The following is a 25,929-nucleotide window of genomic DNA, read 5'->3' on the forward strand; positions in this document are numbered from 1 at the left end:
GTGCGTTGTCAGGCATTCCACAAGCCCTTTTGCTTCAATTCCTCCATTTCGCGCGTGGCGCGTTCGCGCAGGCGGGTATCGCGCAAGAGCTTTTCTACCGCCGCATCGTCGGATTTGTCTGAATAGCGGAATTCTGAATCGGCGTAGCGATTGATCTCCTGCATCACCATGGCGAGTGAGAACGGCCCGCGAAGTTCCTCGATCATGGCTTTCTTTTCGTCGTAAGGCTTGTGGATGAAAACTTCCGGCGTTTCAAACCATTCGTCAGGAAGTTCGATATCCATGGCGCGCATCTTGATGGCGTCGGTGACGTTCTTGATCGAGCGGCCTGTGAAGCGAGGTTCGGCTTCTTTGATGAGATGCAGATAGGTGCCGACGTCGGCCAGGCTTTTGGGACCGCCATTTTCTTTCATGAAACGATCATAGACTTTCTTCAAGCCGTCTTCCTGCGGCTTTTCGTGCTCTTCATAGGCATCAGTGATGGCGCGTTGAATTTCCTGGGCTGCGTAAAGTTCGTGTTTTCCCAACGGAATCTTGTGGTTCTTGCCAGCTAGAAGCACGAATATGTCGATGTAGTCGTCGCGGGTTTGTGGCCCGTCGACCAGCCAGCGGGCGCTGGCGCGTTGACGCAGCGCATCGTCGACGTTTTCGGGATAGTTGGAAAACATGCCGAACGCGCAATTGCCGCGCACCACAGTCGATGCGCCAGCAAAGGCATCCATCAATACGCCGGTGATTTCCTGCTGACCGGCGGAGGCGCGGTCATCAGAACGGCGCGCGGCGACCTGGTCAATGTCGTCGATGGTGCCGAAGCCGATGGTGCGCGGGTTCAAGACATTGGAGATGAACTGGCGGCAATTCTGACCCGATTTGCCCTGATAGGACGAGATCTGATCGACGCCGAAATTCTCATAAACGAAATTGTAGCCGGCGACTTGGCAGTAGTCGTTGACGAGCCCCGCGATCATCTGGATCAAGGTCGTCTTGCCGGTGCCGGGGGCGCCGTCGCCGATGAAAGTGAACAGAAATCCACCCAACTCGACAAAGGGGTTCAGTTCGCGGTCGAAGTCATAGGCCATGAGCATTTTGGCCAGTTTCACCGACTGGTATTTTGCAATGTGGTTGCCGACGACTTCTTCCGGCTTCTTGAAGGTCATGACCAGCGGTTTTGATTTTTTGCCCGGCGCTACGTCGAAGCCGTCGAGGGTAAAATCGTCGGCGTCGATGCGGATATGCGCGTTCTCGAAGGGGCCTATCCCGTCGAAACGGCCTTTTCGCGCCAACAGCCCGTCTATGGCCACACGGGCGAACGCCCGTGCGCGGCTCATCAGGTCAGCATCATCTCCGGCACCGGCAATCGCTGCTTGTAACCCGGCAATGATTGCCTTGACCGCATCTTGCGGTGTGTCGAACAAAAAGTCCGGCTCAGGTGTGTCGTTGGGTGCTTCACCGTCGCTGTCGATCAACTGGAACAGGTATGCAGACAGGCTGAAGGCCGCGATATAGGCCGAGGCGGAGAGTAATTTCTTGAAGGTGGCCGCCTGATCGCCTTGCAGTGGTGCGCGGGCATTTTGCGCCTGAAGGTTTTCCAGATTGGAGCCTTCGGCAAAAACATCGGAGATGGCGAGAGCAATTGCAATGCCGCGGCGCGCCCGGAAAAGCAGCGTGTGCTGGGCAATGGTCAGCAACTGGTCGTCCGGATGAACAGCGGCGACCGCCCTTGTCAGTTCCACCTCGCGGGTGCGACGCACCGAACCCGTAGATACCGTCGAGACAAAACGGCGGCCGCTGCCAGCCAGTGCTGTGCCGGATTCGCGCTCCGAATCTTCCAGCACGACAATACGCGTGATGAAGCTTTGAGCTGTGGCGCGGTGTTTTTCAATTTCCGCCTCGGGAATGGTGGTCAGGCCGGTATCCATGGCGTCCTCCGGGCAAATGGCACCCTAACTTCCTGCGCAAGAGATTTGGTTCTAAACATCGGAGATGACATGCCCGTTCGACAGGATGTGGACCTTGTATCCTGCAAAGATTTTCTGGGCTTCACCAGCCGCGTAAAGCACCTGATATGCCTCGTGCGGGATAAGGGCATGACTTTCATATGCGGAAACGCCCTGCCTTGTGGCTTCCAGATCATCTGTATTGATGAAGAATTCCTGTGTCGTCTGCTCGCTGGAAAACAGACCCTTGCGGCCGGGTTTCTCGCCTTTGGAATAGACCTCTTGAATGGTCCATGTCAGCAGCCAGGCGTTTTCCGGTTTGCGCACCTTGGAAAGCACTTCGCTCACGGTTGTGTTGTTTTCGGTGATACCTGCCGTATAGAAAGGCCCAAGCACTACACGGCGCAATTGTTTGGGGTGCAACGCCTCGAAGTCCTTGTCGAGATTAACGGCAATCGTCATTGGTGCCAGTGAATAGGCGGAGTTCTTCTCGGTAAAATCGTCGAAGCGATGGGCCAGTTCCGGGTTTAGTAACCCATCAACAGGCAGGGGGATCTCAACTTTTTCGTTCAGTTTCCTGGCATTGTTATCGACAAGCTGACGGACTATTGCGGGCGAAGAATCTTCGACCGTGACCATATAGACGAGCGGCAGGTTTGCGGTGCCATCGAATGCAGCCCAATGGACGAGATAATAGGGCAGGCCGGAGTTCGGGTTGACCGACACCTTGGCGGTCCGGGCCAGTGTAAAAGGGCCGAAGGTCTCCTTGCTTCTTGCGTCTTCCAGATAAAGCCGTTCGGCCATCGACTTTTGCAAGGCTTGCGGAAATTCCTTGTGACGCAAAATGAAGTCGGCCATTTCCTCTCGCAACTCATCCGGACGTGGGATGTTGGCGAGGCGGGCATCTGCCTGGCGGCGATCATTTTCGAGTTCAAGCAGGTTCTGGAAGACCGGAAAACCGCTTTCTGCGCGTGAAATACGAAAGCTGTCCTGAAATCCCAGGCGATTGCGCCAGCACGAAAACGATTTTTCCAGCCGCGCTATATATTCGGCCACGACTTTTGCGACAATGCCATGACGATAGAGCGGCGAGCGGTCGTCACGCATGAACACTTCGAGGCCGCGCAATGCCGCTTCGATGGCAGAAAAGTAACGCTCGGCAGCATCGGTTTCGGCGCTCATGCAAACAACTCCGCAGCGAGGCCAGAGGGGGTGTGACTAGGTGCAAACGGGTCAAGCGAACAAGCCGGTTCTCAATTAAACACGTTACGATTGTTGCACGTAGTCAGCCGCATTGTGCTTGCGCAACACATCGTCGAAACGGCGGGCAAAGGCATCATCGGCAAGTTTCTTGCGGCGCTGGATGTCCGCAGTCGCCACCATGTTCTTTTCATGCAATTCCAAGAGATCGCCAATATGCTTTTGTGAGGCAGCACCGATCCCGGCCATGGTTTGTTCGGCGGTCGTATCGACCTGACTACCCAAAGTGTTGATCTTGTGGGCAACATCCTGCTGTGCGGCGGTTTTTAGCGAGATCCTCCAAAGCCTTGTAGAGTACGATGCGTTGCTCGGTATCTATCGTCAATTTGTTGATCAGCGTCGACTGGGCCGCAATCTGGTTGTTGAGTGAATCCACGAATGTCTGGAACATCGAGGTATAGCGTTCCAGCGTTTGGCTCTCTGCCAGAAGCTCCTGTTCCTTGGCCTGTTTCTCGTTATATTCGGTTGCCATTTTCGAACGCTCGCCTTCCAATTGCGTTCGTTCGATCTGGTTGGTGGAAGATGAGATCTTGTTTTCGATATCAAGCAGCAGAGGGTTCAGTTCCTCGATGCGCTTTTGCGTGGCAGTCAAATTGTCGATCGTCGCCTTGCGGCGTTCGATAACTTGCGAGAGGCTGGTTTCCGATGTCTTGTAACGCTGGTCGAGCACATCTTTCTGGGCTTTGAGGATACCGACGATTGTGTCCGACTTGGTTAGCAATTCCTGCAAGTTCCCGGCCAGCGACATGTTGCGAACCCGATCGGTGCGCATGCGTTGTTGGCGCTGCTTTGAAAATATGCCGATGAAGGTTTCCCATCCCGTATAATTCTTCATGCTCTCGAATTCGGTGCCGAAAACATTGGTCGCGTCTTCCAGCCCGATGATGAGATCGGCAATATTGCCTTCCATCGTCTTTTGCTGTTTCAGCACATCCGCGATGCGGGCATTTTCGATGTCGAAGTCGGCATCGCCGATTTTCTTGTCTGCCTGTGCAAGGGTATCAAGCACGGTGCCTGACTGCTCGATCTTGGAGCGCATGTCCTCGACGACCTTCTTGGTCTTGGCAATTTCAGCATCGAAATTCTGCAATGTCGCCATCGTGCTCTCCAGTTTCGGTGTGAGGTCGCGTATCGCAAGCAGCGGCGAATATATGTGTGGTGCCGGTCAATGGAAAGGTGCAACCGAAATTCAGCGGCCAGAATCAGGGGCCAAAAACAGAATTTTCGACGCACACCTGCATCATTCTGGAGAAAGGGGAGGGCCGGTTTAAGGTTTGGAATTGTGACGTTTGGTCTTGCGCACGGTTGTGGCATCGCAAGCGATGGCATTGCGAAAAGCGCGCGCACCGGGATGACTGACTGTCAAACAGCCGAAATCTCTCGATCATCGGATGGAACCCGATGATCGAAGAATGTCGTTTAAACTGGAATGACCCGGATCAGGTCGTTGCTGGGCGCGGGGTGCGCGTATCGGGGCGCGGCTTCTTGACGGGGCCAGCGATCAGCCCTTCGCGAATGGCAAGCTTGCGCGCTGCCTTACGCGTGCGCCGAATTGCTTCGGCCTTTTCTCGACCGCGACGTTCCGATGGCTTTTCATAGGCGCGACGCGCCTTCATTTCCCGGAACACGCCTTCGCGCTGTAATTTCTTTTTCAGAACCCTGAGAGCCTGGTCAACGTTATTATCACGTACAAGAACCTGCAATGAATGCCTTCTTTCTGATTGTTGATTTGATTTGAAAATAAACCGCTTCGGGAATCGATCCCGACCGATTTGGCGTAAACAGGATGCTATATATAGAGACAAGTGATGTGAAATGCACGCACTCGCGAAATATTTTATAAATTCAATGCGTTGGCACTGTATGGGGAAATTTGGGTGTTAATTTGAACTCAAATTGTCACCGTTTATTGCCCGGCAAAGCCAACAAAGTCTTCAACGGGAACGCGCCCCATCTCCTCTTCCCAGTGGCGGCGGCACAAGGAAACGTAGATATCCTTGCCAATAGCCACCTGTTCGCCAAGCCTTGCGACTTTGCCGTCCGAGCCAAGACGAACCACCATTGTCGCTTTACGCCCACAACGGCAGATAGTGCGGACTTCGCGCAGATCGTCGGCCAGCGCCAAAAGGGCACGCGACCCGGAAAACAGATTTCCCTGAAAGTCGGTGCGAAGCCCGTAGCACATCACCGGAATCCCGAGGCGGTCAGCGACACGCGCCAATTGCCAGACCTGCTCTTCGTCGAGGAATTGGGCTTCATCGACGAACACGCAATGGACGGTCGTATGTTCATGATGTGCGGCTACCCGTGCGTAAAGATCGTCGCCGCCGCGAAACATTTCCGCTTCAGCCTCGAGCCCAATGCGTGAGGATATGTAGCCGCTGTCTTCCTTGCGGTAGTGGCCTGCCACAAACATCATCGTGGTCATGCCGCGCTCACGGTAATTATATGACGCCTGCAAGAGCATGGTTGTTTTGCCGGCGTTCATTGTCGCATAATTGAAGTAGAGCTTGGCCATGTCGTTCTTTATGCCCAAATATGGTGGAGAGGGTAGCGCCTGGTTACCTGCTTCCACTAAAAACGGACATCTGTGTCGCAGATCGAACGCCAAGACCTCGATCTGAGATACATGGTGCTTGAAACTATATCAAAATGGTGTTTGGCTGATATACCAATGCAGGCATATAAAGCTGCTCAGCCAAAAGAATCGTAAATGGGAGACTATTCATGTCGCGTATGAATTCATTCGTCGCAGCCCTCGGGGTTGCCGCAATCGTTTCTACGAGTGCGGCTTTTGCTGCAGATTCAGATAGTTGCAAGAAAGTTCGCCTTTCCGATGTTGGCTGGACCGACATTCAGGCAACCACAGGCGTGGCCTCCGTGCTGCTGACGGCACTGGGCTATGAGCCTGATGTCATCCAACTCTCCGTGCCGGTCACTTATGCATCGTTGAAGAACAAGGATCTCGATGTATTTCTCGGCAACTGGATGCCGTCGATGACCAACGACATCAAGGATTATACAGCCGACGGTTCGGTCGAGACCATCAGCGAGAACCTGTCGGGTGCCGGTTATGGCATCGTGGTTCCAACCTATGTCGCGGACGCTGGCGTCAAGACGCTTACCGATCTTGGCAAGTTCAAAGACAAGTTCAACGGCAAGATCTATGGCATCGAGGCCGGCAATGACGGCAACCGCATCATCCTCGACATGATCAAGAACCCTGCCGACAATCTTGAAGGATTCGATCTGGTTGAGTCCTCGGAAGCTGGAATGCTCACGCAAGCCGAGCAGTCGATGAAGAACAATGAATGGATCGCATTCCTGGGCTGGACCCCGCATCCTGTCATGGGCGCGATGGATATCACCTATCTTGATGGCATGGGCGATTCAGGCTTTGGTGCGGCTACGGTTCATACCAATGTGCGCCAGGGCTACACCACCGAGTGCCCGAATGTCGGCAAGTTCATCTCCAATCTGAAGTTCAATCTGGACATGGAAGGCGAGATGATGGACGCGATTCTCAAGGGTGGAGACGCTGATGCGGTTGCAAGCGACTGGCTGAAGGCGCATCCCGATGCTGTCGCTCCCTGGATCGACGGTGTTACGGCGTTTGACGGCAACGATGCTGCGGCGGCTGTCAAGTCCGCGCTTGGCAGTTGATTTGTCTGGAGCATCGGACCGAAAAGTGGTTGCCGGTTTTCGGAATGCCTCGATGCTCCATCAAAGACATAGAGCGTTTTTTGTGCGTCTGATTGGACGCACGGCGCTCTAGTGTGAACTGAAACCAAAGGGCAGTTCCCTATATGAACTGCCCTTTTTGGGTTTGGTTACAGCGTGCCGGTGCGAGGCGAAGCGCATTCGAGGGGGCAGAATGGATCCAATTTCACAATTTCTGATCGACTATAAGATTCCGATCGGGGCATGGGGTAAGGCGTTTTTCACGTTCCTCACGGACAATTTCAACACGGCCCTGCGTGCATTTTCGAACGGCCTGAACTTTTTTCTCGATGGAACCGTTGATCTGTTGCTGGTCGTGCCACCTGTGGCCTTGGCATTTATCATTGCGTTGATCGCCTGGTTCTTACAGCGTTCCAAGCCTCTCGCTTTAGGTGTGTTCCTCGGTCTCGTTTTCATCATCAACCAGGATTTGTGGAAGCAGACTGTCGAAACCATGGTGCTTGTGGTTGCTGCTGCGACCGTGTCGATGGCCATCGGCGTTCCCCTTGGCATCTGGGCTGCGCACAAGCCCAAGGTCTATCGCATCATGCTGCCGGTGCTTGACATGATGCAGACGTTGCCGACCTTCGTTTATCTGATTCCGGTTCTGACACTGTTTGGCCTGGGTAACGCTCCGGGACTTGTCGTGACCATCATTTTTGTTATCCCGACACCGGTTCGCCTGACCTATCTTGGCGTTACCTCCGTGCCCCAATCGATCATCGAGGCGGGGCAATCCTTTGGTGCAACGAAGCGCCAGCTGCTGTGGAAAGTCGAACTGCCCTCGGCCCTTCCCACCATCATGGCCGGTCTGACGCAGGCGATCATGCTGTCGCTCTCGATGGTGGTGTTTGCGGCCCTGATCGGCGCGGGAGGACTGGGAACCGAGATCAACCGGGCCTTGGGTTCGCGCAAGATCGACCTCGGGCTTGAATCCGGGCTGGCAATCGTGGTTCTGGCAATCGTGCTTGACCGAATGACCCGTATCGGTGTGGGAGGCAAGAAATGAGTGTCGCGGTCGATTTCAAGAACGTCGACATCATTTTTGGCGAGAACGCTCGCCAGGCATTGTCCATGGTGGATCAAGGCGCGAGCCGCTCCGAAATTCTGGAAAAGACAGGCAATGTGCTTGGCTGCGCCGGTGCGAACCTGACGGTCGAAGAGGGCGAGATTTCCGTTCTCATGGGCCTGTCGGGTTCGGGAAAATCGACGCTGCTTCGGGCCGTCAACGGGTTGAACAAGGTCACGCGTGGCGAGGTTATCGTTTATGATGATGGCTGGTCAGCCGATGTCGTTTCCTGTTCTTCTGCGGAACTTCTCAAAATTCGCCGCGAATGCGTGGCAATGGTTTTCCAGCAATTCGGTCTTCTGCCGTGGCGCACGGTGGAAGAAAATGTCGGCTTTGGCCTGGAACTGGCCGGTGTGCCGGAAAAGGAACGCGCAGAGCGCGTGCAAAGGCAGCTCAAACTCGTCAGTCTCGATCAGTGGGCGAAGAAATACGCGCATGAACTTTCCGGCGGCATGCAGCAGCGCGTCGGATTGGCGCGTGCCTTTGCAACGGAAGCGCCAATTCTCTTGATGGATGAGCCGTTTTCGGCGCTTGATCCACTCATACGCACGAAGTTGCAGGATGAATTGCTTCAACTTCAGACTGAATTGAAAAAAACCATCATCTTCGTTTCACATGATCTCGAAGAAGCGCTGAAAATCGGCAATCACATTACCATCATGGAAGGTGGCCGGATCGTCCAGACGGGAACGGCGGAAGATATCGTTTTGCGTCCAGCCAACGATTATGTCCGCGATTTTATTTCCAATGTGAATCCTTTGTCCGTTTTGACCGCGTGGAACATCATGCGCGACAAGCGAGACCTCGAAGCGGCTGGAAGGGGAGGGTGGCTATGGCTGGACCGGCGCCAGACAACCCGCTTCAAGATCGACAAGCAGGGTCTTGTCGTGGACGCAGAACGCAATGGCAAGCCTGCGGTCTGGGTGTCTTGCGATGAGATCGACAACGGGCCTGAAGAGGAGGTGCAGGTGTTTTGGGCAACACCTGGAACATCGTTGAAGACCGTGATGCTTGCCATGCACCGCTCACAGACTGCGCCGGTTGCGTTGTTTGACGACCAGTCGCGTTTTGTGGGCTCAATCGGCATTCGTGATGTGTTGAGCGCGGTGCTGCGAAAGTAGCATCCGCGAAGGCGTGCATGCGAAAACTATGACAGTTTGCGTGTAATCGTGTTTGAGCGGTTCAGCTTTTGACAGAATCAAGGAGCCGCTCCAAGCATCTGTTTTCATGTAATTCTGGATGGAAAGCGGCTGCGCATTTTCCTAAAGGTGCTTAGCGGCCTTCCCGATACCACATGCTTCCCAAAGCGAGCAGCAGCAGACCCAGACCGAGGAAACCGCCGAACAGCGGCACATGCGAGACAGCTTTGAGTACGCTGTCATTGGTAGTCCTGAAACCGATCCAATCGCGGCCCGATGCATCGCCGGTTGAGCGCACCGGAACGACCGATGGCAAGGTAACGCCATCTCCAGAGCCAACCAGGGATGAGCTGGCGAGCCGCCTTATGCTGCCGCCTGTTGCCTCTGCCACAGGTCGCAGTTCGTTTTCAGTCGAGACGACATCTGCGAATTCGGGCGCGTTTACCGGGCCGACATGGGCCAGCGCCGACAGGTCGCCATTGCCAATTTGGTAGAGACCGATTTCCGTCGTTTCAATGCTGCCGGTGAACACGCCGGGTTCTGACTGTTCAAGTTTCACCGTCATTGTCTTGCCAGACGGGGCAATGATCTGGGCTGGCCCCGGATCGTCGGTCATCGTCTGGCGGCGGATGTCCAGCATCATGCCGCGTCCATCGGCAGTTAACCGTTCCTCCTCAAGTTCCGGCTCCTTCATCAGCCAGTGCGCCAGCCGCCGGTAGAGTTGAACATGAGGCCCGCCGCCTTCATAGCCGCGCGCCCAAAGCCACCCCTGATCGGAAAGCAACATACCAACGCGGCCTTCACCCTTGTGATCGAGCACAAGCAGGGGCAGGTCGTCGGCACCTTTCATAACCACTTCGCCTTCCGGGTTTTCCACGCCAATGGTGCGAAACCATCGCCCCCAATGCGGTGGCTCTGCGCTTGACCCGTCGAGACCGCGTGTTACCGGATGCCTTTGGCCGATATCTGTAAGGCGCGGATAAAACGCCTTGTCGATCACCTGGCCGGTCGGCATTGCCGGAAGAGCCGCCATCAAAGGTGTGCGGGCAATCGTGCTTTCGCCGGCATATTCCGGCCCCGCGGCAATCAGCAGCGCGCCGCCATTTTCAACATATTGCGCGATGTAGTCATAATAGAGGATCGGCAGCACGTCGCGGTGCTGATAGCGGTCGAAGATGATCAGGTCGAACTGGTCGATCTTTTCCACGAACAATTCGCGCGTTGGAAAGGCAATCAGGGATAGTTCATTGATCGGTGTGCCGTCCTGCTTTTCCGGGGGACGCAGAATCGTGAAATGAACGAGATCGACCGAGGCATCGGACTTCAACAGATTGCGCCATGTCCGCTCGCCCGCATGTGGTTCGCCTGAAACAAGCAGAACCCGCATGTTTTCGCGAATGCCGTCGATCAACGCAATGGCACGGTTGTTGACGTCGGTAAGTTCGTCGTCCTGTTTGGCAATTGCCAGTTCAACGATGTTGCGTCCCGCATTGGGAACGACGATTTGTAACGGCATTTCCTGACCGATAAAAGCGCGCTCTACCGAAACCAGTTCGCCATTGACCAAGACGCGAACATCGATCGGGCCGGATCGCCTCGGGGTCGAAAGCACACGGTAAGTCAGGTCGAGAGGCTTGCCGACCAGACCAAAACGCGGGGCTTTCTCGAAGCGGATACGTTGGTCTCTTTCGTTTTCATTGCCGGTGATCAGTGCATGAAGGGGTGCATTGAATTCCGGCGTCCCCGTTGGCGTGTCATGAACCTGACCATCGGTAATCATCACCGCACCGCCGATACGCGAAGGCGGTACGTCGCGAACAGCACTTTGCAGTGCAGAAAAGAGCCTTGTTTCGGTGCGATCGCTGGCCACTTCGCCCTTGCCGGTTTCCACCACGCGCACGTCAAACTGCTTGAAGCGGGCCAGTCGTTGCTTGATGCCCTCAAGCGCCTCGTCCGTCTGCTTGTTGCGTTCGCCAATATCCTGGCTCTGGCTGCGGTCAACAACGACAGCAACGACGCTTTTAAGCGGTTCTCGTTCCTCGTCGAGCAAGACAGGGTTGAGCAGGGCGGCAGCGAGCGCGGCCAATGCAATGGTGCGAAAGATCGCACCACGCTGGCGAAACCACAGACCGGCAACTGCCAGAATTGCGAGCGGAACGAATATGATGGCAAGCAATGGCCATGAGAGGAGCGGTTCGAAGGAAATCGACCAGTTCATCATCACTGCCCCAACCGTTCGAGTAGAACCGGGACATGAACCTGATCGGATTTATAGTTGCCGGTCAGCATGTACATCATGATGTTGACACCAGCGCGCAACGCATAAATGCGCTGCATCGGGTCAGAGGGCACAGTTGGCAGCAGCGGGTAGCCGCTGGCATCTATTGCCCATGCGCCGGCAAAGTCATTGGCCGTGATCATGATCGGGGAAACGCCGTCTCCGGTTCGTACCGGCCTGTTTTCGGGGTTTCTGGCATTGAGCGACGCCTCGACCCAAAGCGGGCTGCCGTTAAAGCGCCCGGGAAACTCCGAGAGGATGAAGAAGGATTTGGTCAAGACGTGATCGGCTGGCACCGGTTCCAATGGCGGCACGTTGAGATTGCCCAGTATGGCGCGCAGCCTTTGGGTGGCGGGACTGGTGGACCCCGCGTCGATGCCGCTGGAAAATTGATCGCGCGTGTCAAACAGGACCGTGCCACCTTGCTGCATATAGGCGTCGATGCGCGCAATCGCTGCCTGGCTTGGCATTGGCGCAGTTTCATCCACTGGCCAATAGATCAAGGGGTAGAAGGAAAGCTCATCCTTGGCGATGTCGACCCCCGATGGCTCTCCAGGTTCCAGGGCCGTCTTGTCGATCAGGAAGCGAACGAGACCTTCCAGTCCCGCACGGCTGACGGCGTCGACGCCGGGTTCGCCGGTCAAGACATAGGCTATTCTGGTTTTGGAGATGGCTTCTATTGCGGCTGCGTCGCCGGGCTTTGAGTCGTCGGCTCTTGCATGGTTTGGGTGTGCGACCAAGGCGCCAAGCGCCATGAACAAGGCCACAGCCGTTGCTGCGCCTCGCGCTTGGCGTCGGCGTGAAAACAGGCCACCCATCCAGAACACGGCCAGTGTATCAAGAGCCATCAAGGCCAGGGCAATACCAACCAGCGCCCCTTTGAGGTGGCGGGATTCGTCGAATGCGTACTGGACGGTCGTAACAGGAACCGAAACCTCGGGGCGTTTCAGCAGCGCAAACGTACTTTCAGGTTCAAGCAGATTGTGCGCCAGCACGCCTGCGTCGGAACCATAAAGACCGGGCGGATTTTCAATGGTGACGGCTGCGCTACTACCCGGCGTCAGCGGACGCGCATCGGAGGGCGGTGCCGTGAGGGCACCATCTTGAGCGATCATGCGATAAGGGGCCAGCGAAGCGGCCGGGGCGTCGGTATTTACGGTAACGGTGCCTTGATTGCGCGACAATTGTACAATGCGGCGTAGCATTTCCACGAAACTGCCGGAAATCGGCAGGTTCGACCAGGTTGCTTCCGACGTGACGTGAAACAGCACGAGCGTGCCTTTTCCCTTCTTCAGACCTGTCACCAAAGGTGTGCCATCGGCAAGGCTTGCCCAGGTTCGCTCGACAATATCCGGCGATGGTTCGGCCAGCACCTGCCGGCTGACCGTAACCTCTGCGGGCGGCGCAAGGTCGGCAAATGGGCCGGTTTTGGGAAATTCCGCCACTGGTTGCGGGGTTGTCCAGGAAAGTGCACCTCCCAATGATCGCTCGCCGGTGCGCAGCTTGACCGGCAACAGATCGTCATTATCGCTTGCAGCGGCCAGCCGCGACCCGGCAAAGCGCACCAACATGCCGCCATTGTCGACCCAATCGACCAATAGTTGGCGGACTTCCGTGGGAATGGTGCCTATATCGGCCATGACGATCATCGCCGGTTTGCGGGCCAGAATCTGTGGGATGGCGTCGGCAAGATCAGCACTTTGCGGCTCGACAAGATCGGCAAAGGGCGAAAGTGCTCGCCGGATATAAAAGAGCGGTGACAAAAGCGGCTGCGCCTGATCGGCCTCAGCTTGCGACAACAGTCCGACACGGCGGCGTTTTGAACTGTCATCGAGAACGCGCACTGCGCCCGCCTGGCGTTCACCGTCCAGCGATATGGCCGCGAAATCGTTCCGCAATTCGAATGGAACGCTCATGGTTCCCGTGGCCTTGGTTTCGCCAGGGCCAAACGTCAATGTCGCATCGGCAATGCGCCGCCCCTTGTCGTCGAACGCGCCAGCGCTGACTTGCCCCGGTCCGGGGTTTCCCGGCGCGCGTATGGCGGTCAGGGCGAAGCCATCCACTTCGTTTTCGGCATCGACCAGTCCGACCGGCGCGACCCGGTCCGGCACGGCCCACACGACATTTGCCGCATTGCGCGACAACAGCGTGTTGAATGCGGCTTCGTCGCCTTTGGCGGCAAGCCCGTCAGCCAGTATGGCGACGCTGGCACCGGGCAAGGAAGCCAGTGCATCGGCAACACGCGCATAAACAGCGGGGCGATCGGTCGGGATCGGACGTGGCTTGGCGGCGCGTAACCGGTCAAGTGCGGCACTGGCGTCAAACGGACCTATCTCGGCATTGGGTTTTTCGGCGGTAAAGGCGACAATCACCGGCACGCCGTTTTCACCCGCATCGTTGATCAGCCTTTCGGCTGTGGCAACGCGTTTGTCCCAATCGGGGGCTGCGGCCCAGTCATTGTCGATGACAAGCGCCAGCGCTTTGCCATTGGTCGGCAGCGTTTCACGCGGATTGAAAACCGGTTCGGCAAGTGCGGCTATGACAAGGGCTGCCATCAATAGCCTCAAAAGTGTGAGCCACCACGGGCTTTGTTGCGGCGTTTCCTCGCGCTTCAACACCCGCGCCAATATCTTCAAAGGCGGGAATATTTCGCTCTGCGGTTTGGGCGGCGTAAATCTCAGCAACCACCAGATCACAGGTAGTGCGAGTAATCCCCAAAGGATCGCGGGTGCGCCGAAGGAGAGCGGTAGCCAGCTCATGCGCTGAACCTTTGGGCGGGAAAGCTATCGCCACTCATGGCAAGGTGCATGCGAACCAGTGCATCTGAAGCCAGTTTGTCCGTGTGGTTGGTGGTGTAACTCCAGCCCAGCCGCTTGCAGCGGCTCGCCAGTTCATGCCTGCGGGCATGATATAGGTTGCGATAGGCATCACCGAGTGTTTCGGCCCTGCCAGCGGTCAACTTCTCTCCGGTTTCCGGGTCGGTAAATTCGGTGCGTCCGGCATAGGGAAAGGATTCTTCCGCTGGGTCGGCGACTTCGATCAAGTGAGCGCGCACACCATGACGGGCCAACCCGTCGAGCCATTCAAAGGTTTCTTCGACCGGGTCGAGAAAGTCGCTTATCAAAACAATATCGGAAAACCGTTTGATGGTGGAAAGGTCGGGTTTTACTGGTCGAATGGGCGAGTGGGCGAGGTGTGAGGCGATGCGTTCGGCCCCATTGCGCGCCGTGAACGGATCGGTCAGCCCCGGCCATGCTATGCGTTCGCCGCTGCGCGACAATAGCTCGGCCATGGCGAGAGCCAGCACCAGTGCGCGTGTTTCCTTTGAAATCCGTGCAGTTGACGATTTGTACAGCATAGATGGCGAAGCGTCGGCCCAAAGCCATACGGTGTGGGCGGCCTCCCATTCGCGGTCGCGAATATAGGTGTGATCATCGCGAGCAGAGCGTCGCCAATCGATACGGTTGACAGCTTCGCCTTCGACATAAGGGCGGAACTGCCAGAAATTCTCGCCAATGCCGCGTTTGCGGCGGCCATGCCAGCCGGCTATCACTGTGTTGACGATGCGGCGGGCCTCAACCAGCAGATCGGGCACAAGCGAAGCCCGCTGCCGTCCACGCGCCAGCGCTTCCTGTGCTGATGACGGTGGCTGGGCTTCGCCGATCCTGGCCATCAGATGCCTTTGACCAGTCTTGCTACGACATCGCGTACGCTCATTCCTTCGGCCCGCGCGGCAAATGTCAGGGCCATGCGGTGCTGCAATACAGGTTCGGCCAATGCGCGCACGTCGTCTATGGAGGGCGCCAGCCGCCCATCGTAAAGGGCACGGGCGCGCGCGCAAAGCGTCAGTGCCTGGCTGGCGCGGGGGCCAGGACCCCAGGCGACGTTCTTGTCGGTATCGGCATTGCCCTGGCCCGGACGAGCCGACCGGACGAGGGTTAGAATTGCTTCGACGACGCTTTCGGATACCGGCATGCGCCGGATCAGCGTCTGAATTTCCTTCAGCCTTGCGGGTTCGAGAACATTGGCGGCTTTTGCTTCATCGCTTCCTGTTGTTTCCATAAGGATGCGCCGTTCCGCTTCCAGTTCGGGGTAGAGAATATCGATTTGCATCAGGAAGCGGTCGAGCTGTGCTTCGGGCAGCGGGTAGGTGCCTTCCTGCTCCAGTGGATTTTGCGTGGCCAGAACGTGGAACGGTGCGGGCAGGTCGTGGCGGGCACCGGCCACCGTGACATGGTATTCCTGCATCGATTGCAAAAGCGCCGACTGGGTGCGTGGCGATGCGCGGTTGATTTCGTCGGCCATCAGCAGTTGCGCGAAAATCGGGCCGGAAATGAAACGAAAGGACCGGCGGCCTTTTTCGTCCTGCTCCATCACCTCCGAGCCCAAAATATCGGATGGCATCAGGTCAGGCGTGAACTGGATACGGCTCGTATCGAGGCCGAGCACGATGCCCAGCGTTTCCACCAGCTTGGTCTTGGCAAGGCCCGGCACACCGACCAGCAGCGCATGGCCCCCGGCAAGCAGTGCCACAAGCGTGCGCTCGACAACGCTCTCCTGGCCGAAAATGACTTTGCCGACGCCATCGCGAATACGGGAAATGTCGGCCAGGGCTTTCTCGGCCTGTGCAATCATTTCCTTTTCGCTTATGGGGCTTTCCTTGACAATGACGCTCATGCTGCATCAGTCCTTGTGGTTGGAATTGAAAGTCAATCACCGATAGTCTGCGATTCGGCTTCGCGTAAAACGCGTTAGAAGTCTAATTCACAGGGCTAGGCTGACAAGCGCAACAACAGTGACTATTTCGTGACCATGAGCGAACACTCCAAACATCGTGAAGATAGCCTTTCGGGCGCAGCCGATACGGGCGGGCTGGAAGCGTTGATTTCGCGCGCGGCGCGCGCCGGCAAGGGTTTGCCGCCGGTTGAACGCTGGAATCCTGACTTCTGTGGCGATCTCGACATGGAAATCAGGCAGGATGGCACATGGTTCTATCTTGGCACTCCCATTGGCCGCATGCCGCTGGTTCAGCTTTTTTCCACTGTGCTGCGCAAGGATGAAGACGGCAAGACATATCTTGTTACGCCGGTGGAAAAGGTCGGCATTCGCGTTGTTGATGCACCCTTTGTTGCAGTTGAAGTCAATGTTTCCGGCTCGGGAAACACACAGGTCGCCACTTTCCGCACCAATGTTGGCGATGTGGTGGAAGCAGGAGCAGATCACCCGCTTCGCTTTGTCGAAGAAGAAGAAACAGGTGGCCTGAAGCCTTATGTTCTGGTTCGCGGCAGGCTGGAAGCGCTGGTGGGACGAGCGGTGATGTATGAACTGGTCGAATATGGCGAGGAGATCGACATCGATGGCCAAATGACATTTGCGATTCGTTCCAACGGGCAGGTCTATCCGATCATGGCGATGGATAGACTGAAACGGCTGAGCGCCTGATGGAACTCGCTACAGAATCGCCATTCTCGGTGGAAGGGTTTCGCGTCAGGGCTGCACGACAGCGCGTTGGCGATGACGGCGAAGATTATGGCGACCATCGCTACAACCCCGGTCATCCGCGCCTTTTTGCAAGCGAAGGTAAACTGCGCGATGCTGCTGTGCTTATTCCGGTTGTCGATCACGGGAAGGACGCAACTGTCCTTTTGACCAAGCGTGCCGAAACCTTGCGCAACCATACGGGACAGGTCGCGTTTCCGGGCGGACGCATCGACGCAACCGATCCCACGGTGGAATTTGCCGCACTTCGTGAAACGATGGAAGAAATCGGGCTTGGCGAGGGCAATATTGATGTGATCGGGCGCATGCCCGATTATGTTTCGGGCACAGGCTACCGCATTTCGCCGGTCCTTTCCGTGGTCAAACCCGATTTCAAACTGCAGCTCAATCCAGATGAGGTGGATGCGGCGTTCGAGGTACCGTTGCGTTTCCTTATGGACCCGGCCAACCATAGACGCGACAGCCGCATGTGGAACGGCCGGGAATGGTTTTTCTATGAGATGCCTTATGGCGGGCGTCGTATCTGGGGCGTGACCGCGGGCATCATCCGCACGCTTTACGAAAGGCTTTACGCGTGAGCGAGACGGTGAGCATTGCCGGGCGAGTCGACTGGCTTGATAACGATCACTTGCAGCAGTTGCTTGCCGTATTGTCTGATGAAGGAGAGACGGCGCGGATTGCCGGTGGCGGCGTGCGCGATGCGTTGCTGGGCTTGCCAGTCTCCGATGTGGACATTGCCACGACGACATTGCCGCAAGAAACGATGCGCCGTGCGAAATCGGCTGGGTTCAAGGTGGTGCCAACCGGCATCGGGCATGGCACCGTTACCGTCATTGCCGGTGGCAGGGCGTTCGAGGTCACGACATTGCGTGCTGATGTTGAAACCGATGGCCGTCACGCCAAGGTCTTGTTTGGGCGGGACTGGAAAGCCGATGCGGCGCGGCGCGATTTTACCATCAATGCGCTTTATGCCGACGCCGACGGGTGCGTGCTCGACCTTGTCGGCGGTCTTGCCGATCTCGAGGCGCATAATTTGCGCTTCATTGGAGAACCGGAAACGCGTATCCGCGAAGACTATCTGCGCATATTGCGCTTTTTCCGCTTCTTTGCCTGGTATGGCAAAGGACGTCCCGATGCTGATGGATTGAAAGCCTGCGCGCGCTTGAAAGAAGGGCTGGACCAGCTCTCGGCGGAGCGGGTGTGGATGGAACTGAAAAAGCTTTTTCGGCACCAGACCCCGCGCGCGCTTTTATGGATGCGTCAGGCGGGTGTTTTGTCGCGCGTTTTGCCGGAAAGCGAGAAATGGGGCATCGATTCGGTGCATGGGCTCGTCAAGGCGGAGCAGGATTTCGACTGGCTAGCCGACCCCATGCTTCGGCTGCAAGCAATTGTTCCTCCCGATCCCGCCCGCATGAAGATGCTGGCCGAGCGGCTTAAGCTGTCGAGCGCACAAACCAATCGCATGGAGCGCTGGGCGCTGAGGCCAGCGGTTGATCCCAAAATCACCGAAAGCGGCCTGGCGAAACTCCTCTATCTTGGCGATCACCAAGTGTTCGTCGATCGCTTGCGGCTTTCGCTTGCTGGGGCGCGGGCGCGCGCTGTCGAAAACGACAAGGCGCTGGTCGAGGCGGGTGGCTATTCGCGTTTGCTCGCCTTTGCGCTGAAATGGAAGAAGCCGGCATTCCCGCTCAAAGGTGCTGATCTGGCAGCTCTCGGTCTCGCGCAGGGACCAAAACTCGGCTCGCTGTTGAAGCAGTTGGAGAATGTGTGGATCGAATCGGGCTTCGTTCTTGAGCGCGACCCGCTTCTCGAGCGCGCCGCAAAAGAGATCGACATCAGCTAGGATTTGAACGAGTCCCCATCCTAAGCCGCGTCACGAACCTTTTCGATGCGGGAACGGATGGCCTCGACCATCGTTTCGCGGATAATCGTTTCGCCATGTGTATTGCGCATATGCTCGACAGCGCGGCGCATGACCTCGGCTTCCTCATCGGCGCGCGTATGCCAGTCGCAACCGGGGACGAGTGACCCGCAGTGATATTCCTTCATCGGATTCTCCCTTCCTGGTGTCGTTCGGGAACAAAGCATATCATGAAATGAGGCGATTGATTGCGCCGACCTGCGGTTTTCCGATCAAATTTTCTTCCACTTTGGCTGTGAGAAAGGCGAAACGGGTATTTCGCCTTTCTCACCTTAGTTCTGTAATTATATCGTTATTTCACGATCTTAACCGTTTCAGCGACCTTGTTCTTGCCGCTCATATCCCACGAAACCTTGACCTTCTCGCCGACCTTGAGGCCCGGATCCTTGAATGTCTTGGCCAGCATGAACGATGTGCCGTCCTTGAGAACAAGGCTTTTGGCGGTCACGTTGAAGGTTTTGACGCTGCCGGTGGTGTGATGGGTTGCGGCGAAAGCAACGGAACCACTGGCGAGGATGGCGGCAAGGGTAGCGGAAACAACAAGCTTGCGCATGGCAGGCTCTCCTGAAAATGCGGGCACTTTCTTGATCGGTGCCCGACTTGGACTTAGACCGTCAGGAAACGTCGTGTCGCGGTTCGTGAGTTCGCGAACCGCCGGCGTTTCCCGGTCTGGGCGAAAAAATAACGTTGAATTTTGCGCTGTGAATTAGACGAAAAAGAAAATCTGTGCGGAATGAATCGCCACAATCAAGGCCCGAATTTCGACATTTGGACCCGATTGCGGCAGGCGTTCTGCTCACGAAAATTTTACGGCTATCTGGAGTTTTTCACGGCCATTTTGCTTCTGGTGGCAGGCTGGACAAGATTGAATCCACATTTCCGCCGGTCTTCAGGCCAAAAATGGTTCCCCGATCATAAAGCAGGTTGAATTCTGCATAGCGTCCGCGGCGAATGAGTTGTTCTTCGCGCTGGCCATCGCTCCAGTTATCGTTGAAATTGGCGCGCAGCAGATGCTGGTAAACCACGAGGAATGAACGACCAACGTCCTGAACGAATGAAAAGTCCGCGTCCCAACCGCCTTTTTCTTCTGGCGAATGCAGCCAGTCGAAGAATATGCCGCCAATGCCACGCGCTTCGTTGCGGTGAGGGAGAAAGAAATATTCGTCGCACCATGCTTTCAGCCTGTCATAGTCAGCGACATCACTATTTTTTCGCATGCGAACTGCATCGCCCGGTGAAAGGCGAGGGTGTCGCGGTCTTCTTGGGTGCGACGCCGGTCAAGCACCGGCGTGAGATCGGCACCGCCGCCAAACCATAGACGCGACGTCGCAACCATACGCGTGTTCATGTGCACAGCGGGAACATTGGGATTCCATGGATGCGCGATCAAAGAGATGCCGCTTGCCCAGAAACGGGGGTCTTCCTCGGCCCCTGGAATCTGCTTGCGAAACTCCGGCGAGAACTCGCCATGGACGGTTGAGGTGTGTACGCCGACTTTTTCGAAAACACGCCCATGCATGATCGACATGGTGCCGCCGCCGCCCGCGCCATCGTCACGCAACCACGGCGTTTTTCAAAACGCCCCGGTTGCCACGATGCCAATGGCCCCTGCAACTCATCTTCTATCGTCTCGAAGCTAGCGCAGATGCGGTCACGCAATTGCTCAAACCAATCGCGCGCTGCCTGCCTTTTGGTTTCGATGTCGGCGGGCAGTCCAGCCGGTATATCGGGTCTTTCCAATGGCCGTCTCCGGTTTGGGCGTTCTGGCCCGACAAATGACTCGTCTTTTACCTCAGTGATCCCTAATCTGTCAGCCACAAGCGTCAAGGAGGCTTTTTGCGCACCCCGGCTAGGCCGCCGCTGGATGGCCTCAAGAAAAGGCTGGATCAAAGCCGTGCCGAGCGTGGAGGCGCACCGCGCGACGGCTTTTTGCGTGAAACTTTCGTGCTGCCACGTCACGATGCGCGGCAAAAAGCGCAGGAATGGTTCGAGCGTTGGCCAAAGCAGGCCTACTGGACGTCGATCGAGAGTTGGTTCGAGCGCCCCGGCGATCTTATCGAGTTTACAATACGCCGCTTGCCAGCAGCTGATTAACTCCTGCTTTTTAGAGGCGCAATCAGCCATTGCAGCAGCTCGCGCCATCGCGCAGCTTCTTCAAGTGCATGATCCTCTGGTCGAGTTTGCCGCGCCAAGCCTCTGAAAGATGACTCCAATCAGCGCGCACTGATGTGCGTTCTTCAGGTAATGAATCAGGCGCCCGGCTACCAAGCATTGCAGTTGCATATAGGTTTGCGTTCTTTCGCACCCCCTCCGTCCGGCAGGGCAGAGGGGGTGATATTCACAGTGATGGCCGCAACTGCCACGCCGCTACCGAAGTTGGCGTATCGCTTCGCCCGCCACCATGGCGGTGGAAAGAGCGAGATTGATGGAACGGGTGCCACCGGCCATCGGGATGATGAGACGGGCGTCGGCAGCGGCATGTACGTGGTCGGGCACGCCAGATGATTCGCGACCAAACAGAAGCGTGTCGCCATTTTCAAATGTGAAGTCGGTGTAGGGCAGGGTGGCTTTGGTCGACAAAAGCACCAATCTGCGTTTCGCAGCGATGCGTTGCTCCTCGAATGCCTGCCAGTCGACGTGGCGGATCAACACCGCCATTTCGAGATAATCCATGCCAGCGCGCCGGAGTGCCCGGTCGGACAGGTCGAAACCGGCGGGTTCGATAATATCGACGCTCAACCCAAGGCAGGCGGCAAGGCGCAAGATTGTTCCGGTATTGCCGGCGATATCGGGCTGATAGAGTGCAATGCGAAGACCGTCATTCATTTTCAGGCGCTTTTTGTGCGTGGCAGATCGGTCACATCCAGATCGTGGATTTCGCGATGGTGGGACTTTCGTGTGGTCATCTTTCTGGAATGCTTTTATAATGCTGACATTGTCAACTCGAACTGAGGGAGGCGGTTATGGACTTCACGATGTGCCTGAATATCTACCGCCCCACCAGTGGGCACCCGGCCTGACGGCGGCATTCGGTTCGACGATTCACTGACATTCCAGACAAGATCGCGCTGATTTCCGCCGAAATCCGTTTACGGTTTTCAAAGGAACCTTGCGATGTTCCCAATGCCCATAAAGACTTCCACGTTCGGTGGCGTGCTCTCACCTTCTGGCCTGTCAGGATGGTTGCAACAGGCCTGTCGGGAAATTGCCAATGCTATCCTATATCTCACGGATAGGGGCGGCACTTCGTCAAGAGCATCCGCGTTCCAATCTGCTATTCCGATACACCCCGGATTTCGGGCTGAGACCAGATCATGAAAGAGTGCCGACGCCATGTTTAAGTGGTTTGAACAAAAGCTTGATCCGTTTCCGGTTGCGGAGCCTGTCGAGCCACCGAGAACGCTGATTGCGTTTTGCCTGCACTACACGCGTGGGGCATGGCCCTATCTTGTGGCAACCGGTCTTTTGATCACCGCTATCGCATTGGTGGAAGTCTGGATGTTCGGCTTCCTTGGCCGCATCGTCGACTGGCTGTCGGCCCAGAACCGGGAAACATTCCTTCAGACAGAAGGCTGGAAACTGGCTGCAATGGGTCTTGTCGTGGTCGTCGCATTGCCGGGAATGGCTTTCGTTCAATCGCTTATCCATCAGCAAATCCTGATGGGCAACTATCCGATGCGCATCCGCTGGGACGTGCATCGCTATCTGCTCAAGCAGTCGATGACGTTCTATCAGGATGAATTTGCAGGCCGAATCGCAACCAAACTGATGCAGACCGCGCTTGCGGTGCGCGAATGCGTCATCAAGCTGATCGACGTTCTCAACTATGTCACGGTCTACTTTCTCGGTATGCTTTTCATCGTTGGTTCGTCCGATTTGCGGTTGGCCATTCCTCTGGTGATCTGGCTCGCGGGTTATCTCGTTTTGTTGCGGTATTTCATCCCACGTCTCGGCAAGGTCGCCGAGCAGCAGGCCGATGCCCGTTCATTGATGACTGGCCGCGTTGTCGATTCCTACGCCAATATCCAGACCGTGAAACTGTTCTCTCACGCCAGGCGCGAGGCTTCCTATGCCCGCGACAGCATGTCGATATTTCTGGATACTGTGTACCGCTCGATGCGGCTGGTCACTGGCCTGTACGGCTTCTTGTACATGCTCAATTCTCTGCTCTTGTTCTCGGTTGCTGCACTTTCGATCTGGCTATGGTTGAATGAGGCGGTGTCGATTGGCGCAGTCGCGGTGGTCATCGGACTGGTGCTGCGCTTGTGGGGCATGTCGCAGTGGATCATGTGGGAAACATCGGCGCTGTTTGAAAATATCGGCACGGTGCGCGACGGTATTGGCTCGATCTCGCTGCCAAGGCTGGTGGAAGATCGCTCCAATGCGCAGGATATCGTCGTCGACAAGGGTGAAATCGCCTTCGAGAACATCGGATTCCACTATGGCAAGAAAACGGGCGTGATCGAAAACCTTTCGCTCACCGTCAAGCCGGGTGAAAAGGTTGGCATTGTCGGGCGCTCGGGTGCCGGCAAATCGACGTTGGTCAATCTGCTGCTGCGTTTCTACGATCTCGAAAAGGGACGGATCATGATCGACGATCAGGAGATCGCTTCGGTCAAACAGGATTCGTTGCGTGCCCAGATCGGCATGGTTACGCAGGATACATCGCTGCTCCACCGCTCTGTACGTGACAACATCCTCTATGGACGCCCTGATGCCGGTGAGGCGATGATGCTGGAGGCGGCGCGAGGTGCTGCGGCAATGGAGTTCATCGGCGGGCTGGCCGACGCGAAAGGCCGCAAGGGTTTCGATGCTCATGTTGGCGAACGCGGCGTCAAACTGTCAGGTGGCCAGCGCCAACGCATCGCAATTGCGCGCGTCATGTTGAAGGATGCGCCGATCCTCATCCTTGATGAGGCGACTTCGGCGCTCGATTCGGAAGTGGAGGCAGCCATTCAGGAGAATCTGTACAAGCTGATGCAGGGCAAGACAGTCATTGCCATAGCACACCGGCTATCGACCATCGCGGCGATGGACCGGCTTGTGGTGATGGACAAGGGGCGCATCATCGAGGAAGGCACGCATGAGGCGCTTATTGCCAGGGGCGGGCTCTACGCGCAGTTGTGGCAGCGCCAGTCCGGCGGGTTCCTGCTCGATGATGGGCCTGGGGAGCCTGCAAACGATGCAGGTGCGGAGGGGCAAGCCGCGGAATGATGAGTGGTGTCTATCGGTGGTTCGAGAACTGGGTCTATCCCTTCAGGGAACCGGCGAACCTTCGCCCTCCGACGACGGTTGGCGCTTTCCTGTGGCACTATGTGGGCCAGGCGAAAGTCGCCTTCTTTGCCATGCTTGTCATTGGCGGCATTGCGCCACTGGTCGAGGCCGGCCTGTTCTACTTCGTCGGGCGGTTGGTCGATATTCTCGACCAGCTTCCGGCCGAGCGTAGTTGGGAAGCGTTGTGGAACGCAGCCGGTTGGGAACTGGTTTTCATGATCGTGGTCGTCTTGGTCGTGCGCACCAGCATTGTCGCTCTGGCAACGCTGGTTGACGAGCAGACAATCACGCCCGGCTTTTACAATCTGGTGCGCTGGCAGGCGCATCGCCATGTTTCGCGCCAGTCATATTCCTTCTTTCAAAATGATTTTGCCGGCCGTATCGCCACCAAGGTCTGGCAGGCGGGGCAGGCAACCGGCGACCTGATGGAAAGTTTCATTGAGGTGGTCTGGTTCATGCTCGTCTACACCGTCACCACGCTGGTGCTGGTGGCGGGGCTGGATTGGCGCCTTGCGGCACTTGTCGTGGTCTGGATCATGGCGTTCGGCTGGCTGGCCAAGATCTATCTGCCGACGGTGCGCAAATATGCCGAGGCAACGGCCGAGGCCGGTTCTATGATCAATGGGCGGCTTGTCGATTCCTACTCCAACGTTCAAACGTTGAAGCTTTTTGCCGCCGATGGCGACGATAGCTATATTCGCAAGGGCTTTGATATCTATCTCGGGGCTTTGAGGCCCTTCACGCGCAGTCTGACCGGCGTGCGGATAGCGCTCACCACTTTATCAGGCATCATGATCACGGCGATCGGCTGCTTTTCGGTCTTTCTCTGGGTTGATAATCTCATCACGGTTGGCGCTGTTGCCTTTACGCTGTCGCTTGTTTTGCGCCTGAACATGCTGCTTGGACGCCTGATGATGCAGCTCAACAGCATTCTGCGTAATCTTGGCGTTCTGGAAAACTCGAAGGCGCTGATTTCTCAGCCGCTGGGCCTGACCGATGCGCCTGATGCGAAGCAACTTGAAGTCACGGGTGGGCGTATCGATGTGAAGAACGTGGAATTTCACTATGGCAAGGACTCAGGTGTGCTTGATGGCATCGCGCTGACCATCCACCCGGGTGAGAAAGTGGGACTGGTCGGGCCGTCCGGTGCAGGCAAGACGACGCTCGCTAATTTGATCCTGCGTCTTTACGACCTCGAAAAGGGACATATCGAAATTGACGGGCAGGATATCTCGCTGGTCACACAGGATTCGCTGCGCTCCAATATCGGTGTCGTCAGTCAGGAGACGGCGTTATTCCACCGTTCCTTGCGCGACAATATCAAGCTTGGCATGGAGGATGCATCCGACGCGCAGGTCATCGAGGCGGCCAGAAAAGCAGAGGCACATGATTTCATTCTTGCCTTGCGCGACAATCGCGGCCGGGCTGGCTACGAGGCGTTTGTCGGTGAGCGCGGTGTCAAATTGTCCGGGGGGCAGCGCCAGCGTGTTGCCATCTCGCGGGTGTTCCTCAAGGACGCGCCTATTCTCATTCTCGATGAGGCGACCTCTGCGCTCGATTCCGATATTGAGGCCGCGATCCAGGAAAACCTTCAACGACTGATGCATGGCAAGACCGTCGTGGCCATAGCGCATCGGCTATCGACCATCGCGGCTCTTGACCGACTTGTTGTACTCGACGGCGGGCGCATCATCGAAGATGGCACGCATGACGAGCTTATCGCGCTCGACGGTCTTTATGCACGTTTATGGAAGCGCCAGTCGGGCGGCTTCCTGTTCAGCGAGGAAAGCGCGCTCGAAGAAACCCGCCCTGCGGAGTAATGCATGTCGCCC

At 56.6% G+C, this 25,929-nt stretch carries 20 protein-coding genes and 2 pseudogenes; 9 read left to right on the forward strand and 13 right to left on the reverse strand.

The features are described 5' to 3' along the window. Positions 1 to 8: 8 nt before the first annotated feature. The 5 genes and pseudogenes from AC0L7S_RS12420 to AC0L7S_RS12440 all read right to left on the reverse strand — a co-directional run bounded on the left by AC0L7S_RS12420 (position 9) and on the right by AC0L7S_RS12440 (position 5,715). On the reverse strand, positions 9 to 1,919 hold the full coding sequence (locus AC0L7S_RS12420; protein ID WP_473471290.1) for an AAA family ATPase: 1,911 nt from the start codon (positions 1,917 to 1,919) through the stop codon (positions 9 to 11). Between the two features lie 51 nt (positions 1,920 to 1,970). After that, the gene (locus tag AC0L7S_RS12425; protein WP_473471292.1) at positions 1,971 to 3,119 is read right to left on the reverse strand and encodes a hypothetical protein; all 1,149 of its coding nucleotides are present in this window, start codon (positions 3,117 to 3,119) and stop codon (positions 1,971 to 1,973) included. Between the two features lie 84 nt (positions 3,120 to 3,203). Continuing rightward, positions 3,204 to 4,296, reverse strand: a pseudogene (locus AC0L7S_RS12430) (hypothetical protein). Positions 4,297 to 4,636: 340 nt separating this feature from the next. Beyond that, the gene (rpsU, locus tag AC0L7S_RS12435) at positions 4,637 to 4,900 is read right to left on the reverse strand and encodes a 30S ribosomal protein S21 (RefSeq protein WP_473471294.1); all 264 of its coding nucleotides are present in this window, start codon (positions 4,898 to 4,900) and stop codon (positions 4,637 to 4,639) included. Between the two features lie 203 nt (positions 4,901 to 5,103). After that, entirely contained in the window at positions 5,104 to 5,715 is a 612-nt protein-coding gene (locus tag AC0L7S_RS12440) for a thymidine kinase (RefSeq protein ID WP_473471296.1), read from the reverse strand. A 209-nt stretch (positions 5,716 to 5,924) separates the two neighbouring features. Here AC0L7S_RS12440 and choX point away from each other — a divergent pair, with 209 nt between their 5' ends. The 3 genes from choX (at position 5,925) to choV (ending at position 9,107) form a co-directional block, all read left to right on the forward strand. After that, complete coding sequence (gene choX, locus AC0L7S_RS12445; protein ID WP_473471298.1) at positions 5,925 to 6,860, forward strand: choline ABC transporter substrate-binding protein; 936 nt, start codon at positions 5,925 to 5,927, stop codon at positions 6,858 to 6,860. A 211-nt stretch (positions 6,861 to 7,071) separates the two neighbouring features. Further along, complete coding sequence (choW, locus tag AC0L7S_RS12450; protein ID WP_473471300.1) at positions 7,072 to 7,926, forward strand: choline ABC transporter permease subunit; 855 nt, start codon at positions 7,072 to 7,074, stop codon at positions 7,924 to 7,926. Continuing rightward, positions 7,923 to 9,107, forward strand: a complete 1,185-nt coding sequence (gene choV, locus AC0L7S_RS12455) for a choline ABC transporter ATP-binding protein (RefSeq protein WP_473471302.1) — start codon at positions 7,923 to 7,925, stop codon at positions 9,105 to 9,107. Before choW ends, choV begins: the two co-directional genes overlap by 4 nt. Positions 9,108 to 9,258: 151 nt before the next feature. On the opposite strand, the gene AC0L7S_RS12460 is transcribed toward choV, so the two are convergent. From AC0L7S_RS12460 to AC0L7S_RS12475, 4 genes are read right to left on the reverse strand one after another with little or no spacing between them, the layout of a single operon-like run. Then, positions 9,259 to 11,343, reverse strand: a complete 2,085-nt coding sequence (locus tag AC0L7S_RS12460; RefSeq protein ID WP_473474283.1) for a hypothetical protein — start codon at positions 11,341 to 11,343, stop codon at positions 9,259 to 9,261. A 2-nt stretch (positions 11,344 to 11,345) separates the two neighbouring features. After that, entirely contained in the window at positions 11,346 to 14,162 is a 2,817-nt protein-coding gene (locus tag AC0L7S_RS12465) for a DUF4159 domain-containing protein (RefSeq protein ID WP_473471304.1), read from the reverse strand. After that, on the reverse strand, positions 14,159 to 15,076 hold the full coding sequence (locus AC0L7S_RS12470) for a DUF58 domain-containing protein (protein WP_473471306.1): 918 nt from the start codon (positions 15,074 to 15,076) through the stop codon (positions 14,159 to 14,161). The genes AC0L7S_RS12465 and AC0L7S_RS12470 overlap by 4 nt, the downstream gene beginning before the upstream one ends. Next, a complete protein-coding gene (locus AC0L7S_RS12475) occupies positions 15,076 to 16,080 on the reverse strand; it encodes an AAA family ATPase (RefSeq protein ID WP_473471308.1) in 1,005 nt (334 codons plus the stop codon). The genes AC0L7S_RS12470 and AC0L7S_RS12475 overlap by 1 nt, the downstream gene beginning before the upstream one ends. 135 nt (positions 16,081 to 16,215) lie before the next feature. On the opposite strand from AC0L7S_RS12475, the gene AC0L7S_RS12480 reads away from it, so the two are divergent. Genes AC0L7S_RS12480 through AC0L7S_RS12490 form a run of 3 tightly spaced genes read left to right on the forward strand, consistent with a single transcriptional unit; the run spans position 16,216 to position 18,745 of the window. Beyond that, positions 16,216 to 16,845, forward strand: coding sequence for a DUF1285 domain-containing protein (locus tag AC0L7S_RS12480; protein ID WP_473471310.1), 630 nt, complete (start codon positions 16,216 to 16,218; stop codon positions 16,843 to 16,845). Next, a complete protein-coding gene (locus AC0L7S_RS12485) occupies positions 16,845 to 17,480 on the forward strand; it encodes a CoA pyrophosphatase (protein ID WP_473471312.1) in 636 nt (211 codons plus the stop codon). Before AC0L7S_RS12480 ends, AC0L7S_RS12485 begins: the two co-directional genes overlap by 1 nt. Further along, on the forward strand, positions 17,477 to 18,745 hold the full coding sequence (locus AC0L7S_RS12490; RefSeq protein ID WP_473471314.1) for a CCA tRNA nucleotidyltransferase: 1,269 nt from the start codon (positions 17,477 to 17,479) through the stop codon (positions 18,743 to 18,745). Before AC0L7S_RS12485 ends, AC0L7S_RS12490 begins: the two co-directional genes overlap by 4 nt. Positions 18,746 to 18,765: 20 nt before the next feature. Here the strand turns inward: AC0L7S_RS12490 and AC0L7S_RS12495 are convergent, their stop codons facing one another. The 3 genes and pseudogenes from AC0L7S_RS12495 to hemF form a co-directional block, all read right to left on the reverse strand. Beyond that, positions 18,766 to 18,951, reverse strand: coding sequence for a DUF1059 domain-containing protein (locus AC0L7S_RS12495; protein WP_473471316.1), 186 nt, complete (start codon positions 18,949 to 18,951; stop codon positions 18,766 to 18,768). A 164-nt stretch (positions 18,952 to 19,115) separates the two neighbouring features. Further along, the gene (locus tag AC0L7S_RS12500) at positions 19,116 to 19,376 is read right to left on the reverse strand and encodes a DUF1344 domain-containing protein (RefSeq protein WP_473471318.1); all 261 of its coding nucleotides are present in this window, start codon (positions 19,374 to 19,376) and stop codon (positions 19,116 to 19,118) included. 274 nt (positions 19,377 to 19,650) lie between these two features. Then, positions 19,651 to 20,563, reverse strand: a pseudogene (hemF, locus tag AC0L7S_RS12505) (oxygen-dependent coproporphyrinogen oxidase). A 96-nt stretch (positions 20,564 to 20,659) separates the two neighbouring features. Here hemF and AC0L7S_RS12510 point away from each other — a divergent pair. Further along, positions 20,660 to 20,917 carry a hypothetical protein gene (locus tag AC0L7S_RS12510; RefSeq protein ID WP_473471320.1) on the forward strand — a complete coding sequence of 86 codons (258 nt, stop codon included), beginning with the start codon at positions 20,660 to 20,662 and terminating at the stop codon, positions 20,915 to 20,917. A 273-nt stretch (positions 20,918 to 21,190) separates the two neighbouring features. On the opposite strand, the gene AC0L7S_RS12515 is transcribed toward AC0L7S_RS12510, so the two are convergent. After that, positions 21,191 to 21,649 carry a tRNA (cytidine(34)-2'-O)-methyltransferase gene (locus AC0L7S_RS12515; RefSeq protein WP_473471322.1) on the reverse strand — a complete coding sequence of 153 codons (459 nt, stop codon included), beginning with the start codon at positions 21,647 to 21,649 and terminating at the stop codon, positions 21,191 to 21,193. A 507-nt stretch (positions 21,650 to 22,156) separates the two neighbouring features. Between AC0L7S_RS12515 and AC0L7S_RS12520 the strand changes: the two genes are divergently transcribed. Both AC0L7S_RS12520 and AC0L7S_RS12525 read left to right on the forward strand, forming a co-directional pair. Then, on the forward strand, positions 22,157 to 24,037 hold the full coding sequence (locus tag AC0L7S_RS12520; protein WP_473471324.1) for an ABC transporter ATP-binding protein: 1,881 nt from the start codon (positions 22,157 to 22,159) through the stop codon (positions 24,035 to 24,037). Next, positions 24,034 to 25,917 carry an ABC transporter ATP-binding protein gene (locus tag AC0L7S_RS12525; RefSeq protein WP_473471326.1) on the forward strand — a complete coding sequence of 628 codons (1,884 nt, stop codon included), beginning with the start codon at positions 24,034 to 24,036 and terminating at the stop codon, positions 25,915 to 25,917. The genes AC0L7S_RS12520 and AC0L7S_RS12525 overlap by 4 nt, the downstream gene beginning before the upstream one ends. The last annotated feature ends 12 nt before the right edge of the window (positions 25,918 to 25,929 follow it).

The sequence above is a fragment of the Mesorhizobium sp. G2-6-1 genome (genome assembly GCF_055809095.1).